The organism is Flavobacterium sp. M31R6 (assembly GCF_013284035.1).
Taxonomy (GTDB): Bacteria; Bacteroidota; Bacteroidia; order Flavobacteriales; family Flavobacteriaceae; genus Flavobacterium.
Genome location: NZ_CP054141.1, coordinates 2,076,560 through 2,093,061, shown reverse-complemented (window position 1 = coordinate 2,093,061; position 16,502 = coordinate 2,076,560). Strand labels below are relative to the sequence as shown.

The window sequence follows — 16,502 nt, the reverse complement described above, 5'->3', positions numbered from 1 at the left end:
AAGTTATTTATGCTTAATCTCAAGGATCCTTTTTCCTTTGCGAATCTTTGTGTCTCCTTTGAGTATCTTCGTGAAATTAATTCCTATTTAGGAATTTCGGTTAAAAGGTAAAGCCCCGAATCTAATAAATTCGGGGCTTTTCTAATTTTATAACTGATATATAATTATTTCAACTGAGAACTGTCAACTCTTGTTGGAGTATCTTTTCCACTAATAATTGATGATGAACTTAGGGCAATAGCCTTAATTATTTCGGTCATATTAGCGATGTCCAATGTTTCAATTTCATCATCGGCAGTGTGATAATTCGGCTCGCTATCCATTTTTGAAGTCGAAATGGTATGTGCAGGAACTCCCAATTTGGCCAAAGTTGCATTGTCTGAGCGATAAAACAATTGCTCCTGCGGATACGGATCTGGATAAAATTTAAAAGCTGTACCTGCCAAATTCTTTTGCAAAATTTCTCCCATATTCGATTTTTCAAACCCAGTAATATAAGCAGAATTCTTTCCCCATTTAGACTCAGTTCCAATCATCTCTAAATTAAACATAGCAATCACCTTATCGGCATTAAGTTGTTTCGAGAAATATTTAGATCCAAAACCTCCCAATTCTTCAGCTACAAATGTTGTAAAAATGATGGTTCGTTCGTTGTTATTCTGTTTTTTGAAATAATTGGCAAGCATAATAACTGCGGTACTTCCTGCAGCATCATCATTCGCACCGTTATAAATAGAATCGGTTACTGTATGAGGAGCTCCTTCTTCTGGGGAACCTATACCAAGGTGATCATAATGCCCCGAAAAGATAACATATTCATCTGGTTTGCTTTTCCCCGGCAATACTCCAACCACATTATTCAGCATTTTTTTGGAGATAGTATTGCTTAGTTCGATTGAAAAAGTAGTCGCCTCTGGAACTCCAAAAACGAACAAAACCGTATTATTTTCTGGATTAGCCTTAATTCTATCAATATGCTGAATATTTGGCAACACCTTGTCAAAAGAAGCATCAACCAGTACCAAATAACTTTTGGTTCCGTTGTAATACTCATTAAATTTTTGACCTAGATTATCTCCTTTGTTAATTCTCACAACGGTTATATCGCTTTTCTCCGTTAAAGAAACTTGGGGTTGGTATGAAAATGTAACGGCCTTTGAATTATCGATTTCTTTTCCATCAATGATTATTTTGGATGCAATTGCTTTAGACTCCGTCATAGCAAACTCTTGTCTAAAATTGGCTGCTCCCATAAAGGTTTGCAATCCTGCTTTTTTAAATTCAGATTCAATAAAAGCCGATGCTTTATCAATACCGGGAGTAAAAGTTCTTCTCCCCTGCATATCATCCGCAGCAAGTACTTTCTCAATTCGCGTCACTTCGCTGGAAGTAATAATTTTATCAATCGATTGTCCATGCGCACTAATACACAGACTCAAAACAAATCCGCTTACAATAATTTTTCTCATATTTTATTTTTACAAATACAGGTTAGTAAAACCAAAAGTAGTTTTTTATTTGTAAAAAAGAGTAATGATTTAGGTGTTTTCACCTGAATTCAATTCTGATTTTGAAGCAGAAAGATTTGGCATTTTTGGAGGCATTGTTCCCGCTATTCGTTTCAATCTCTCTCGTTCTAAAAACGAGAGAGGATTTTCACTTCTATCGGGGCTAAGGGTTAGCACCCTACCTTTTTGCCATCATTTATAAAAAACAATTATGTTCCAACAAAAGGAGGCAATAAAGCCACAATATCATTATTTTTCAGAATTTGATTGTTGACTTTATCTATTATTTTTTGATTTACTGCCACACTAAAAGGAAATTGTCCAAGTTGGTATTTCATTTCCAATTCGATTAATAATTTACTTAACGGCAAATCCGAAAAATCTATTTTTTCACCACGGCATCTGGTACGTTCTACCAAAGCACCAAAATACTTTATTACAATCATTCGAAAACATTTAAATTTTGTAAAATAAATTCTTCTTCCAAAAATGCATCCGAAAGCATTTCTGCTTTCACATACGAAGTCAACGCCGAAGCATTTTTAACCACTTCTCCTATTACAATAATCGCCGGTGAAGCAATTTCGTTCTTTTTAACTAAGCCTTCAATAGTACTGATTGTCCCTATAACTTTCTTTTGAGATTTTTGGGTTCCGTTTTGAATAATCGCAACTGGCAAATCGTCTGTTCTATTGTTTTGGTACAAAGCAACAATTTCATTCAGTTTATTCATTCCCATCAATATAACAACAGTAGCAGAAGATTGTGAAGCCAAGGCAACATCTTTAGACAATTTATGATCAGAAGTTGTTCCGGTAATTACCCAAAAACTTTCAGCTACCTTTCTTTGTGTCAAACTAATTCCGTTGGAAGCCGGTACACCCAATGCAGATGATATTCCAGGAACAATGGCAGTTTCAATACCAAATTGCAAAGCAAAATCTATTTCTTCGCTTCCTCTTCCAAAAACAAAAGGGTCTCCCCCTTTTAAGCGAACCACATGACCATACTTTTTGGCCATTGACACAATCAGATCGTTAATTTGATCTTGGCTGTACGCATGACAACCAAAACGTTTTCCCACGAATATAATTTCAGCATGTTTGGCATACTGCAATAACTCTTCATTGACCAAGGCATCATACAAAACAACATCAGCTTCTTCTAATGCTTTTATCGCTTTAAGGGTAATCAATTCAACATCACCTGGTCCAGCTCCTACTATTGTTAACTTTGGCTTATTTATTTGTATCATGATCTCAAGGTATAAATGGTACTATTTTCGAAATAACTAAGTATTAATACTTATACAAATATAAGTATTTAAAATATTGACAAAAATAAATTTGCTTATTATTTTCTAAAAAAGAACCACTTTTAACTATTAGACAAAAAAAAGCCCAAAACTTGAGATTTTGGGCAAATTCTTACTCTTAAACTAATTATTCAATAGGCAAAACAAGAGTAGCTGTTATCGCTTCCAAAACCTGAAAAGCGGTTTCGGCCATTTTGTTACCTTTAGTATCCAAAAGCGGATTTACCTCAACTACTTCAATACAAACTACTTTCTTAGATTCAATAATTTTGTTGATAATGTCAATAATCTCATATTGATCAAATCCTCTTGAAACAGGAGTTCCTGTCCCAAACGAAATCAAATCACAATCCATCGAATCTACATCAAATGAAATATACAATACGTCGCAGTGAGCCAATTTAGCCAAAGCTTCACCAACACAGATCTCTAATCCTCTATAACGAACCTCATCTACTTTATAGTTTCGAATATGCAGTTTTTCGATTTGCTTATCTTCTGCTTCCTCAGTATCGCGAACACCAAAATAAATTAAATTTTCAGCCAATACTTTTGGACCATCAATACCAATATTTTTCATTTCGTCCCAATGTTCTTGGGTATCTTTGGCTACGTCATTGACTTGACAGTCTAAATTATCGTCACCAAGCACGGCAGCCAATGGCATTCCATGAATATTCCCAGATGGTGTTGTGTATGGCGAATGCAAATCGGCATGTGCATCAATCCATATAACACCAACTGTTTGCTCTGGATAAGCAGCTTTTATACCACTAATGGTTCCCAAAGCCGAAGAATGATCTCCAGATAAAACTATAGGGAAACAATTATTGGTCAAGCTCTTTTTTACTGTTTTATTAACCCTAGTGCATTGTTCAACAACATGTTCAATCCTTTTGGCAACAGAACTACGGTATTTATCATAGATGGATTCGTTATGCGTTTTTACATCTTCAAATTCATATTCATTAAAATAATCACTGTTTTTGTTTATCGCCGCAATCTCTATTGCATCAATCCCCATATCAGATCCACGGGTTCCTGCCCCAATATCCGATCGGTTTTTGATAATCTTTATTACTTTTTGCATCAAAAAATTTATTTTAGTTTCTGAGAATCTAAGTTTCTGAGAATCTAAGAAAAAAACTTAGAATCTCAGAAGCTTAGCAACTTAGTAGCTTTCTTTAGTAACTTATCTAAAATCATTTAAAGCCTTTTCAATAATGACAAGACATTCTTGAATTTGAGCTTCCGTAATAACCAATGGTGGTGCGAAACGAATTTTATTTCCATGAGTAGGTTTAGCCAATAATCCGTAATCTCTAAAACGAAGACAGATATCCCAAGCCAAATCTGAATCTTCTCCACTATTGATTACAATGGCATTCAACAAACCTTTCCCTCTAACCAAAGCGATTAATGGATTACGTTCAGCAATTTCATTAAGACCTTTTCTCAAAAGGATTCCTAATTTTTCTGCATTTTCAGATAAATTTTCTTCACGCACTACCTCAAGAGCTGCAATTGCAACAGCAGCTGCAATTGGGTTTCCCCCAAAAGTAGAACCGTGTTGACCTGGTTTGATAACATTCATGATTCCATTATTGGCCAAAACTGCAGATACTGGATAAACTCCTCCCGAAATGGCTTTCCCCAAAATCAAGATATCAGGTTGTACATTTTCATGGTGAACTGCCAATAATTTACCTGTTCTGGCAATACCGGTTTGAACTTCATCAGCTATAAACAATACATTATGTGCTTCGCAAAGTGCCTTGGCTTTCGCCAAATAACCTTCGCTAGGAACATAAACTCCAGCTTCCCCCTGAATTGGTTCTACCAAAAAACCTGCAATATTCTTAGAAGATTTCAAAACATTCTCCAAAGCTTCAGTGTCATCGTATGGTATTTTTATAAATCCTTCCGTGAAAGGACCAAAGCTTTTTCTTGCTCCTTCATCATTTGAAAAAGAAATAATAGTTGTTGTTCTTCCGTGGAAATTATTTTCGCATACAATAATTTGCGCTTGATTTTCAGCAATTCCTTTTACTTCATAAGCCCATTTTCTACATAATTTCAAAGCCGTTTCTACAGCTTCAGCACCGGTATTCATAGGCAACACTTTATCAAACCCAAAATAATTGGTTACATATTCCTCATAAACCCCTAATTGGTCATTATGAAATGCACGTGAAGTCAAAGTCAATCGCTGCGCTTGTTCGATCATTGCCCCAACAATTTTTGGATGACAGTGTCCTTGGTTCACCGCTGAATAAGCAGATAAGAAATCAAAATATTTTTTCCCATCAACATCCCACACATAAACACCTTCACCTCTCTCCAAAACAACCGGTAGTGGATGGTAATTATGAGCACCATATTTATTTTCTTTTTCAATTAAAACTTCCGATTTTGAAGAAAGTTCTTGTGTTGCATGTATCATAATTCTTTTTTTTATTAAAAACTCTACACAAAAGTAGCAAAAATTTTTTATTTACCAAATAAAATATTAATTTTGACTTAAATATTGATTTTTTAGATTAAAAATAGTTTTATTTTTTAAATATAAAGTCATTTTACTAATGTTAGAATTCATTTTATAGTTTGGTATAGCATATACTTAAAAAATAATTACTTTTATAATTGAAAAAAAAAGTGATTTTAACTTAAAAAACTAGAAATGGACATATTAGATGAATTTGACATCAGCATTATTAAAGAGTTAGAGAAAGATGGTAGAATGGCCTTTTCGGCAATTGCAAACAATCTTAAAATATCGAATACAATGGTGCATCAACGCATCAATAGATTAATAGAACAAGAAATCATTACAGGTATAAAACCAGTATTGAACGAAAAAAAAATTGGTTATGATTGGGGTTCTTTTACAGGAATTACTTTAAACAAAGACCAAGACTCTAATAAAGTCATTGAAGCTTTAAAAAACATACCCGAAGTAACCGAATGTTATTTCATTACCGGATCTTTTACACTATACATTAAATTGATAGCCAAAGATCATGAGCATATGAGAAAATTACTTTATGAAAAAATAGACAATATACCAGGCATTGCCAAAACCGATTCTATCATCGAGCTAGGTTGTGCTTTTAAGCGAAACGTAACTTTATAAACCACTATAAAAAATGTCTTCAAATCCATTCATTAAAACCACAAAAAAAATTGCATTTATTTCATCTTGTTTAAGTTTAGCCTTCTTGCTGCTTTCCTGTGACAGTAATCAAAGCGAATCAATTCCTACTCCAAAACCTACATTCAAATTACCATCATCTATAGGTATAGTAGGAGACACCAGTAATGTAAATGTATCATCAAGTTTTGGAACGGTTTTAATGGGTGGATCAACTGATGTTGATGCCGCTATGAAATGGATGATCAACAAAAGTAAAGGAGGCGATGTCATAGTATTAAGAGCAACAGGTAGCACTGGATATAATCAATATCTATATGACTTGGTAAAAGCAGATGGTAAAAGTCAAGTCAACTCGGTTGAAACCTTATTAATAAATAGTGCAGAATTAGCCAACAACCCAAAAGTTGCAGAAAGAATTAAACAAGCCGAAATGGTTTTTATAGCTGGTGGTGACCAATTCAATTACATCAGTTATTGGAAAAACACTTTAGTAGAAGACGCATTGAATTATTTGATAACGACAAAAAAAATTCCCATTGGTGGAACGAGCGCCGGTTGTGCCATTATGGGCGATGCTGTATATACCGCAGAAAAGGGTTCTGTAACCTCTGCTGAAGCACTTGCAAATCCATATAACGCAAACATGACAATACAAAGGGATTTTGTAAACAATCCGTATTTGAAAAACACCATTACCGATACACATTACAACAATCCAGACCGAAAAGGCAGACACTTTACTTTTCTGGCTCGTTTACTAAAAGATTTTTCAATTACAACTCCAAAAGGAATTGGCGTTGAAGAAGAAACAGCTGTTTGCATAGATGAAAATGGTAAAGCAATCGTATTTGGAAACGGAACCGCTTACTTTTTAAATGCAAAAGAAGGCGCTCCTGAAAACTGCTCCTCTGCAACTCCTTTAAATTGGGTTATAAACAAAAAAGCCGTTCAAGTATATACCATTTCAGGAAATAATACTTCAGGCAATGGCAGTTTTGATCTTACTAATTGGTCAACTGTTTCAGGTGGAACTTATAAAAATATGTATTGTACAAATGGAGTACTTACTATTGAATAACTATAAATCCTTCTAAAACAAAAAACTATGAACACCAATCAAATAACCAGCAGAACTATTTTAAAATTATTCCCATTATTCCTAATATTTTTGCTTTGCAACTTCAATCAAGCACAAACTCCAAAAGGAAAACTTTTTATTATTGGTGGAGGAAACCGCTCAGACAAACTAATGACTCAGCTTTTATCAATTTCCGGTTTACAGAAAAAAGATTATATTGTTGTCTTACCGATGTCAAGTGAAGAGCCTGATAGTGCTTATATTTATTTCAAAGAACAAGTTCAGAAATTAACACCTAATCGTATTGTAATGTTAAATTTCAACAAACAGACGGCAACAAATCCTGTTTTAGTTGATTCATTACAAAAAGCTAAACTTATTTTTATAAGTGGTGGCGATCAAACCCGATTTATGGGAATAGTAAGCAAAACTCCTGTTTTCAATGCCATACATAAAGCTTATCAAAACGGAAGCACCATTGCAGGAACGAGTGCAGGAGCAGCGGTCATGTGTGAACATATGATTACCGGAAACCAAAAACTGGAAACAAAATACACAGAAACCTTTAATAATATACGATATGACAATCTAGAAACTGCCGAAGGTTTAGGCTTGATCAAAAATGTAATTATAGATCAGCATTTTCTCAAAAGAAGTCGTTACAACCGACTCCTTTCCGGATTGGTTGAATTCCCTACTCACATCGGCATAGGTATAGACGAAAGTACCGCAATAATTGTACGCAATAAAGAAATTGAAATTGCTGGAGAAAGCGAAGTCATTGTCGTTCAAAATCCAAACGAAATCACAAAGGCGCCTAGAAACAATGCCATAGGAATCAAAAAATTAGAAATGGGTATTTACTACGAAGGTCAAAAATTCAAAATCAAATAATATGCTTAATTACAAAAATATTGTCAGAGCCGGAATGCTGTTTTTTTGCTTTTCTTTAATTGGTTATGCCCAAAAATTGGACTCCAAAGAAATAAACAGATTGAACAAAATTGCCCAACAGGTTACTATCATTCGAGACAATTGGGGGATTGCACACATCTACGGAAAAACTGATGCTGATGCTGTTTTTGGCATGCTTTATGCACAATGTGAAGATGATTTCAAGAGAGTAGAAATGAATTACATAGACAAACTTGGCCGCCTTGCGGAAGTAAAAGGCCATTCCGTTTTATATAATGACTTAGAAACTAGATTATTAATTGATGTCGATGAAGCTAAAACCGACTACAAGAATGCAGCTCCTTGGCTAAAAAAAATATTGAATAGTTACGCTGATGGTATAAACTACTATTTGCACAAACATCCTGAAGTAAAACCTTTGATGCTCAATCATTTCGAACCTTGGTATCCTTTACTTTGGACGGACGGAAGCATTGGAGCAATTAGTACAGCCGACTTATCCAATGCTGAACTAAAATCTTTTTATGGAGGTGCTGATAAATTGACTTATGTCGAAAAAGTAAAGGATATGCAAACGGGTTCGAATGGTTTTGCAATCGCTCCCTCAAAAACAGCAAGTGGAAATGCTATTTTATACATCAATCCGCACACAACCTTTTACTTTAGACCCGAAATACAAATTAACAGTGAAGAAGGGTTGAATGCCTATGGAGCGGTAACTTGGGGGCAATTTTTTATCTACCAAGGTTTTAATGAAAATTGCGGCTGGATGCACACCTCTTCGAATGTCGATGTTGCCGATATGTACGCTGAAAAAATCGTAACCAAAAACAATAAACTGTTTTACGAATATGATTCAAAATTATATCCGGTTATAGAAAAGAAAATTACCATCAGTTATTTAGAAAAAGGCAAATTAGTTCCTAAAACTTTTACCACTTATTTTACCAATAACGGCCCAATAATGGCAAAAAGAGACGGAAAATGGATTAGTCTAAAATCCAACAACCGTTCGATGAAAAGTTTGGAGCAAAGTTGGTTGCGAACAAAATCCAAAAACTTTGATGACTATAAAAAAGCAATGGAATTGAAAGCCAACACTTCAAATAATACCGTATATGCAGACAATAAAGGAAATATTGCCTACTGGCACGGTAATTTTATTCCTATTCGAAATAAAGACCTAGACTGGGGTAAAGTTGTTGACGGATCTACTTCGGCAACACAATGGAAAGGTTTGCACGATCCTTCCGAAACCGTACATCTTTTCAATCCTAATAACGGATGGTTACAAAACTGCAATTCAACTCCCTACAGTGTTGCCGGAATCAACAGTCCAAAAGAAGCCGATTATTTGCCATACATGGCTCCCGACGGAGAGAATTTTAGAGCAATAAATGCTGTTCGTCTTTTAAGTAAAGGAAACAGTTATACATTAGACAAAGTAATTGCCGATGGCTACGATACAAAACTTTCTATTTTTGAAGTATTAATTCCGGCCTTGGTTTCTAGTTTTGAAAAAAACATACAACCCGAAAATCCAATGTACAAAGAGTTAATAGAACCAATTACGCTATTAAAAAAATGGGACTATTATGCCAACGAAAGTTCTGTAGCCACAACATTGGCCAATGAATGGGGATACAAACTAAACCCAATTATACAAAAAGTGTATATAGACGAAGGCGAAATGGATCAAGTAGAAAACACTATTGAATTTGCAAAAACCGCAACCGCCGATCAACTTATTCCGCAGTTACAAACTGTGGTAAGTGAATTAAAAACAAAATTTGGAACTTGGCAAATCCCTTGGGGAGACCTTAACAGATTTCAGCGTTCTTCCGGAGACATTGATTTAGCTTTTAATGACACGCTCGAAAGTTTACCAATAGGAAATGGACCAGCACTTTGGGGAAGTTTACCAGCATATAAAAGTAGCTATCAAAACGGAACCAAAAAGCGATACGGTTATAATGGAAATAGTTTTGTTTGCGCCGTTGAATTTGGCCCAAAAATAAAAGCCAAATCACTTTTGGCAGGAGGAAATAGCGGTGATCTAAAATCAAAACACTTTATGGATCAAGCCGTAATGTATCAAAAAGGCCTGTTCAAGGATGTTTTATTTTACAGGGAAGACATTGAAAAAAATGCCGAACGCACCTACCATCCTGGAGAATAATTCATAAAACACTTCACTTTTATAATCCAAACAAAACCTTGAAAGAAGTAACTTTCAAGGTTTTTTTATAACATTATTATTCAGATATTTGTAAAAAAATAAAGCCATGAAAAATTTAAAATTTATAATTTTAGGAATGGTATTGTTTGGTGGTCAATCTTTTGCACAATTAAAACCAGTACAATACAAAGATGGTAGCCAAATTCTGAATGGTTTTAAGATTGCACCTATAAAGAGCAGTACCCAAAAACCGGGTATCTTAATCTTGCCGGCATGGAAGGGAATTGACAAACTCTCCAAAGACACCGCCGACAAACTTTCGAAAATGGGGTATTATGCCTTTATAGCCGATATTTACGGCGAAGGGAATTACCCAAAAGACAATAATGAAGCCGGAAATAATGCAGGTTTCTACAAAAAAAACTTTGAAGCTTATCAAAAACGCATTTCTTTAGCTTTACAACAATTAATTGCAGCTGGAGCAAATCCAGAAAACATTGTCGTTATTGGATATTGTTTTGGAGGAACTGGAGCACTTGAAGCAGCCCGTGGTCATCTGAATGTAAAAGGAGTCGTCTCTTTTCATGGAGGTTTAGGCAAGGATGATTTAAGATCCACAGAGCCTATTACCGCAAAAGTTTTGGTATGTCATGGAGCCGACGACCCTTATGAATCAACCGAAGAAATCTTAGCTTTCCAAAAAGAAATGAAAGATTCAAAAGCCGATTGGCAAATGATTTATTATGCCAATGCTGTCCATTCCTTTACCAATCCAGAATCTGGAAATGACAATTCAAAAGGTGCTGCCTATAATGAAAAAGCAGCTAAACGTTCTTTCGAGCATTTCAAACTATTCATAAACGAAGTATTAAAAAAATAATAACTTAATTATCCCAATCTCTAAATGAAAAAAGTCTTAGCCCTCTTGTTGTTTATCACAACTATTTCCAGTTTTGCTCAAAAAAAAGCGGTCAACAACGATGACCCGACCAAGTTCATGAACACCATAACAGCCGATAAGCTAAAAACCAGACTTTATATTGTCGCTTCTGATGAAATGGAAGGTCGCGATACAGGATCCAAAGGACAAAAAAAAGCCGGAAATTATCTTATCAGCCAATACAAAAAAAGCAAAATATCCTATCCAAAAGGAGCTACGAACTATTACCAGCCAGTACCGGCTGCATACTTGAATGCCAAACGCAATGAAAACTTGCCAGATTCAGAGAACATCTGGGCTTACATTGAAGGTTCTGAAAAACCAGACGAGGTTTTGGTAATTTCAGCGCATTATGACCACGTTGGTGTAAAAAACGGAGAAGTATACAATGGTGCCGATGATGATGGTTCCGGTACAGTTGCCGTTCTTCAAATTGCCGAAGCTTTTCAAAAAGCAAAAAAGGAAGGACACGGCCCTAAACGTTCCATACTGTTTCTTCACGTAACTGGTGAAGAACACGGTTTGCACGGATCACGTTTCTACTCCGAAAATCCATTGTTTCCTATAGCTAATACTATAGCCGATATCAATATTGACATGATAGGCCGTCGCGACATAGAACATGCAAATACCAACAATTATGTATATGTAATTGGTGCCGATAGATTATCAAGCGATTTGCACAACATAACAGTTGCACAAAACGACAAATACACACATTTAGACTTGGATTTCAAATTCAACGACCCAAAAGATCCAAATCATTTCTATGAGCGCTCAGACCACTATAACTTTGCTAAAAACGGAATTCCAGCCGTATTTCTTTTCAACGGAGTTCATGCCGATTATCACCAAAAATCAGATGAGCCTAACAAAATTGAATATGATGCTTTAGCAAAAAGAGCACAACTGGCTTTTGTAATTGCTTGGGATTTGGCAAACAGATCTGAAAGAATTGTAGTTGACAAAGCTATTCAATAAATAAATAGATCTACCCAAAAAAAAGGAGCTTCGAAGAAATTTGAAGCTCCTTTTTCCTTATAAACTACTTTTTTCCCAGATTACACTTAGCCAAAACAAATCCAATTAATTTGGAGTTCTATCGTACGTTATGTAATTTAGCCCACCGCGAATACATTCGCAGCTAAAAAACTAATAATAACTGCGAAACTTCGTTGAAAATCTTCCCGTTTTTGAGTCCAAAAAACAAAAACACTAACATTTGTAGTAATAGATAATGGCAAAAAAAACAAATTCAATTTTGGATTCAAACAACCATATATTCGAACATTTCTTCGAACTATCAGCTGATTTATTATGCATAGCAGGATTTGATGGTTTTTTCAAAAAAATAAACCCCGCGGTTACTGAATTATTAGGCTACACTAAAGAAGAACTATTTTCAAAACCCATAAACGAGTTTGTTTATACCGAAGATCAAGATTACACCTCAAAAGTCCGTAAAGAACTACTTAACAATAAACCGTTGTTGAATTTCGAAAATCGATATGTAACAAAAAGCGGGAACATTGTATGGCTCTCGTGGACATCCATGCCAATAACTGATGAAAAATTAGTTTATGCAGTTGCCAAAAATATCACGCACAACAAAAAACTAGAAGAGGAACGAAATTTACTTCTCTCAAAAATTACAAAAATCAATAAAGACCTCAAAAAATTAAGCTATACCAGTTCCCATGATTTAAGATCACCTGTAAACAATCTGCTTTCTATTTTTAGTCTTTTAGATGTTTCAAAAATTGAAGATTCCGAAACTCTGCAATTTATTGAACTTTTGAAGTCAACCAGCGAAAGCTTAAAACAGGCTTTAAATGATTACGTAGATATTTTAATTCATGAAGATAATGTAATTACCCAAGTTGAAGAATTAGACTTGAGTGAATCGCTAAACACAGTAATACAAACCATAAGTTCTTTGATTCAAAATTCAAAAGTCACGATTAATGTTGATTTTACAGAACTTGAAAAAGTAAATTTCAATAAATCATATTTAGAAAGCATATTCCTGAATTTAATAACCAACTCCATAAAATATGCCAAACCTGGCAGTTCACCTAGTATTTCTATACATTCAAAAAGGACAAATGGAATCGATCAATTGATTTTTTCTGATAACGGTCTTGGTTTCGATATGGAACTTGTAAAAGACAAAGTTTTTGGCTTGCACCAAAAATTCCACAACCATATTGACAGCAAAGGAATCGGTCTGTATTTAATAAACAACCACATTACCAGTTTGGGTGGTAAAATTGAAGTGGAGAGTAAAGTTAATGAGGGAGCAAAATTTACTATATCGTTTAAAAAAGATTCACCCCAAACAAAATAATAACACGAAAATTTATTCCACAAAAAAGCTTCGAATTTCTTCGAAGCTTTTTTGTGGAATCATTATAATTGATTACAAATCTTCTTTTACATCAGCATCGGGTGCATTTTTCTTTACGGAGTCAATTCCGTTGTCACGTGCTGCAGCCGATTCATACATTTCACTGCTACCTATAATTTGACCGTTACTCGCTTTAAGATTGAAATAAAGCTTTCCATTTTTGGCTTCCAACTTATCAAATCTTTCATCCACTTGAGAATTCTTTCTCACAGACTCGATTCCGTTTTCGCAAGCTGCTTTGGATGCATATCCTTCACTTGCAAGAATAACTTGTCCATTTCCTGCTTTTAAAACAAACTGAAATTCATCATTCTTTCTTTTGCTAACTAAAAATGTTCCCATAAATTTTTATTGAATTGGTTAATTATAAGCAATTTAATAAAATCTAATTTATTTTAATTCAAGAAATTAATATTTATTATTACACGAAACTTAACTCCACAAAAAAAGCCCCGAATTACTTCGAGGCTTTTGCCTTTTGGGTGGATGACCGGGTTCGAACCGGCGACCCTCGGCACCACAAACCGATGCTCTAACCAGCTGAGCTACAACCACCATTTGTGCTTAGCGGTTGCAAATATAGAACAAATGTTTACTTCTACAAACAAAAAATTAAAAAAAATTCAGCAAATTTACTTCAAATCTCCTAAACTATTGACTGCCAAATACCTTTCAACAGTAAAACCTTCGGCATGTTCAACGCCAGTTAGCCTTCCTAAATCCCTAGAACGGTAATTCAGGCTTTCCAAGAAGTTTTTACTCGATATTGGCGACTCAGGTTCATTAGAATTAGGATCATAAAATTGCGAACGGTACGCCAAAATAGATTCGATTTTCTTATCAGTAAACCCAGTAATATCCACTACAAAATCTGGTTCTATGTTTTTCCATTGTATATAATGGTAAACCACTTTGGGTCTCCAAGGTTTTTGGATTTCACCATCAAGAACCGTTTCAATTTTCATCAAACCAGATAAAAAACAAGCATCCGAAACTAATTTACTTCCTTTTCCGTGATCAATATGTCTATCGTCAATCGCATTGCATAATACAATCTCAGGTTGATACTTCCGAATCATTTTTATGATTTCCAATTGATGCTTTTCGTCATTGACAAAAAAACCATCCCTCATATTCAAATTCTCACGAACGGAAACCCCTAATATCTTCGCAGCGGCATTTGCTTCCTGATCGCGAATTTCAGCTGAACCTCGCGTACCTAGTTCACCACGGGTTAAATCAATAACCCCTACCTTTTTACCCAAAGAAACCTCTTTTAAAATTGTTCCGGAACATCCCAATTCTACATCATCGGGATGTGCTCCAAAAGCCAGTATATCTAATTTCATCTATGTTTTATTTTAATTATTTTCAATGGTAATTTCAATAGCAATTAAAAATCTTAAATCGTTGATCTTCATTCTAAAATCAAAAATCAAAAACCCTCTTCATCGTCATTGACTTATTTACGCTTTCCTCCCACTCTCTTTCGGGGATGCTGTCTTTTGTAATTCCGCAACCCATGAATAAATTGGCTTTTGCCGTTTTGAGATCAAAACCCATTTCAATTTCCATACAACGCAAATTGACAAACAAATCAGAACTAGTTTTATCCGATGTGGAGCTGCTGTTCAATTCTCCCAAATAACCGGTGTAAAAAGTCCTGTCGTAATTTTCATTGTCCAAAATAAACTGTTTGGATTCCAGTTTTGGCAAACCACAAACTGCAGGAGTCGGATGCAATAAACCAATAACTTCGTTCAAATTCTGTACCGAATTCAATTGACCCGAGATATCTGTTTTTATATGCCAAATACTTCCCGCTTTTACACTATAAGGTTCCGAAACCAAAATTGAATTTGAGACTTTATTCAACTCCGAGACAATATAATCGGTAACGAATTGCTGCTCCTGTTTTTCCTTATTCGCCCACACAACTTCCTCATAACCAGTATTTTTTTGTGTTCCAGCTAAAGCCATTGTTTTAAAAATATCTTCTTCCACTTTTAACAATTGCTCGGGTGTTGCACCCATCCAAATTCCAATTTTTGGATGAAAAAAACAATACACAAAAGTAGCCGGATATAATTGAACTAAGTTTTCGAAAGTTGTAACTAAATCAAAATCAAGTAAATCAATAGTTTCCTTTCGAGACAAAACTACTTTTTGAAATTGATTTTCTTGTATCGCCTCAATTCCTTTAGCAACTAATCTTTCAAAATTTGTCTTGATAATTTCATCAGGAGAAACAAATTCTTTTTTATTTTCAGAAACTTCTTTTTTATCAAATGCAAAATGCTTGATTTCAGAATACTCTTTTGGAATAATATAATTTTTATGTCCGTCGAAAGAAGAAAAAACAAAACCTTTTTCAGTAAAATCAACTACATCATACAAATTATCATTTTGCTGAAACATTCCAATTATAGCATCCGAATTGGGCTTGCAATACAAAACAAAAGGCAAGTTTTGCTGTAGTTGCTGTTTCACTTTTTCAAAAAAATCATTCATAATTATTGTTTCTCTTTCGTCAAAACCATATTCGTCAATTTGCAAAGCGAAACTAAATTCCCAGCTTCATCCGTAATTTTAATTTCCCAGAGATGCAAGCTTCTTCCTTTATGGATAATACGGGCAGTACCAAAAACAAAGCCTTCACGAATACTTTTTAAATGATTCGCTGAAATTTCGATACCACGTACTTCTTGGTTTTTATCATTAATAAAAAAATGCGAAGCGGCACTCCCAACGCTTTCTGCCAAAGCCACCGAAGCACCTCCATGCAATAAACCCATTGGCTGATGCACTGATGGATTCACAGGCATTTTGGCAACAAGAAATCCTTCGCCAGCATCTATAAACTCAATATTTAGCGTTTCCATCAAAGTGTTTTTGGAAAACTGATTACAATATTCGAGCATTTTATCTTTATCTATTAGCATATCTTGATTTTAAAGATTGTAAAAATACGCTAAATTGATAATTCAAAAAAGAAATAAATGAAAT

The 16,502-nt window shown here is 34.7% G+C and carries 16 protein-coding genes and 1 tRNA gene; 7 read left to right on the top strand and 10 right to left on the bottom strand.

Translation table 11 applies throughout. The features are described 5' to 3' along the window. Positions 1-164: 164 nt before the first annotated feature. From HQN62_RS08635 to rocD, 5 genes are all read right to left on the bottom strand, one after another. Entirely contained in the window at positions 165-1,469 is a 1,305-nt protein-coding gene (locus HQN62_RS08635) for a M20/M25/M40 family metallo-hydrolase (RefSeq protein ID WP_173504037.1), read from the bottom strand. 248 nt (positions 1,470-1,717) lie between these two features. Then, positions 1,718-1,954: a MoaD/ThiS family protein gene (locus HQN62_RS08630; RefSeq protein WP_173504036.1), complete on the bottom strand. Its 237-nt coding sequence runs from the start codon at positions 1,952-1,954 to the stop codon at positions 1,718-1,720. Beyond that, entirely contained in the window at positions 1,951-2,763 is an 813-nt protein-coding gene (cobA, locus tag HQN62_RS08625) for a uroporphyrinogen-III C-methyltransferase (RefSeq protein ID WP_173504035.1), read from the bottom strand. The genes HQN62_RS08630 and cobA overlap by 4 nt, the downstream gene beginning before the upstream one ends. Positions 2,764-2,950: 187 nt before the next feature. After that, positions 2,951-3,913 (bottom strand): arginase, encoded by a 963-nt coding sequence (locus tag HQN62_RS08620; RefSeq protein WP_173504034.1) that lies wholly within the window; start codon positions 3,911-3,913, stop codon positions 2,951-2,953. 102 nt (positions 3,914-4,015) lie between these two features. Continuing rightward, entirely contained in the window at positions 4,016-5,266 is a 1,251-nt protein-coding gene (gene rocD / locus HQN62_RS08615; RefSeq protein ID WP_173504033.1) for an ornithine--oxo-acid transaminase, read from the bottom strand. 237 nt (positions 5,267-5,503) lie between these two features. Here rocD and HQN62_RS08610 point away from each other — a divergent pair, with 237 nt between their 5' ends. From HQN62_RS08610 to HQN62_RS08580, 7 genes are all read left to right on the top strand, one after another. Next, the gene (locus HQN62_RS08610) at positions 5,504-5,956 is read left to right on the top strand and encodes an Lrp/AsnC family transcriptional regulator (RefSeq protein ID WP_116795563.1); all 453 of its coding nucleotides are present in this window, start codon (positions 5,504-5,506) and stop codon (positions 5,954-5,956) included. Between the two features lie 13 nt (positions 5,957-5,969). Next, positions 5,970-7,055: a cyanophycinase gene (locus tag HQN62_RS08605; protein ID WP_173504032.1), complete on the top strand. Its 1,086-nt coding sequence runs from the start codon at positions 5,970-5,972 to the stop codon at positions 7,053-7,055. Between the two features lie 27 nt (positions 7,056-7,082). Further along, positions 7,083-7,949: a cyanophycinase gene (locus tag HQN62_RS08600; RefSeq protein WP_116795565.1), complete on the top strand. Its 867-nt coding sequence runs from the start codon at positions 7,083-7,085 to the stop codon at positions 7,947-7,949. A gap of 1 nt (position 7,950) precedes the next feature. Next, positions 7,951-10,149, top strand: coding sequence for a penicillin acylase family protein (locus HQN62_RS08595; RefSeq protein ID WP_217362513.1), 2,199 nt, complete (start codon positions 7,951-7,953; stop codon positions 10,147-10,149). A 106-nt stretch (positions 10,150-10,255) separates the two neighbouring features. Further along, positions 10,256-11,029 (top strand): dienelactone hydrolase family protein, encoded by a 774-nt coding sequence (locus HQN62_RS08590; protein WP_116795567.1) that lies wholly within the window; start codon positions 10,256-10,258, stop codon positions 11,027-11,029. Between the two features lie 24 nt (positions 11,030-11,053). Beyond that, positions 11,054-12,070 (top strand): M28 family peptidase, encoded by a 1,017-nt coding sequence (locus tag HQN62_RS08585; protein ID WP_173504031.1) that lies wholly within the window; start codon positions 11,054-11,056, stop codon positions 12,068-12,070. A gap of 256 nt (positions 12,071-12,326) precedes the next feature. Continuing rightward, on the top strand, positions 12,327-13,436 hold the full coding sequence (locus tag HQN62_RS08580) for a PAS domain-containing sensor histidine kinase (protein WP_173504030.1): 1,110 nt from the start codon (positions 12,327-12,329) through the stop codon (positions 13,434-13,436). 72 nt (positions 13,437-13,508) lie between these two features. Here HQN62_RS08580 and HQN62_RS08575 read toward each other — a convergent pair whose 3' ends face one another. The 5 genes from HQN62_RS08575 to HQN62_RS08555 form a co-directional block, all read right to left on the bottom strand. Next, entirely contained in the window at positions 13,509-13,838 is a 330-nt protein-coding gene (locus HQN62_RS08575) for a YegP family protein (protein ID WP_116795570.1), read from the bottom strand. Between the two features lie 139 nt (positions 13,839-13,977). After that, positions 13,978-14,051: transfer RNA gene (locus HQN62_RS08570), tRNA-His, on the bottom strand. A gap of 77 nt (positions 14,052-14,128) precedes the next feature. Then, positions 14,129-14,845, bottom strand: coding sequence for a bacillithiol biosynthesis deacetylase BshB1 (gene bshB1, locus HQN62_RS08565; protein WP_116795571.1), 717 nt, complete (start codon positions 14,843-14,845; stop codon positions 14,129-14,131). Between the two features lie 79 nt (positions 14,846-14,924). After that, complete coding sequence (locus HQN62_RS08560; RefSeq protein WP_173504029.1) at positions 14,925-16,007, bottom strand: isochorismate synthase; 1,083 nt, start codon at positions 16,005-16,007, stop codon at positions 14,925-14,927. 2 nt (positions 16,008-16,009) lie between these two features. Then, positions 16,010-16,438 (bottom strand): PaaI family thioesterase, encoded by a 429-nt coding sequence (locus HQN62_RS08555; protein ID WP_173504028.1) that lies wholly within the window; start codon positions 16,436-16,438, stop codon positions 16,010-16,012. Between the last annotated feature and the right edge of the window lie 64 nt (positions 16,439-16,502).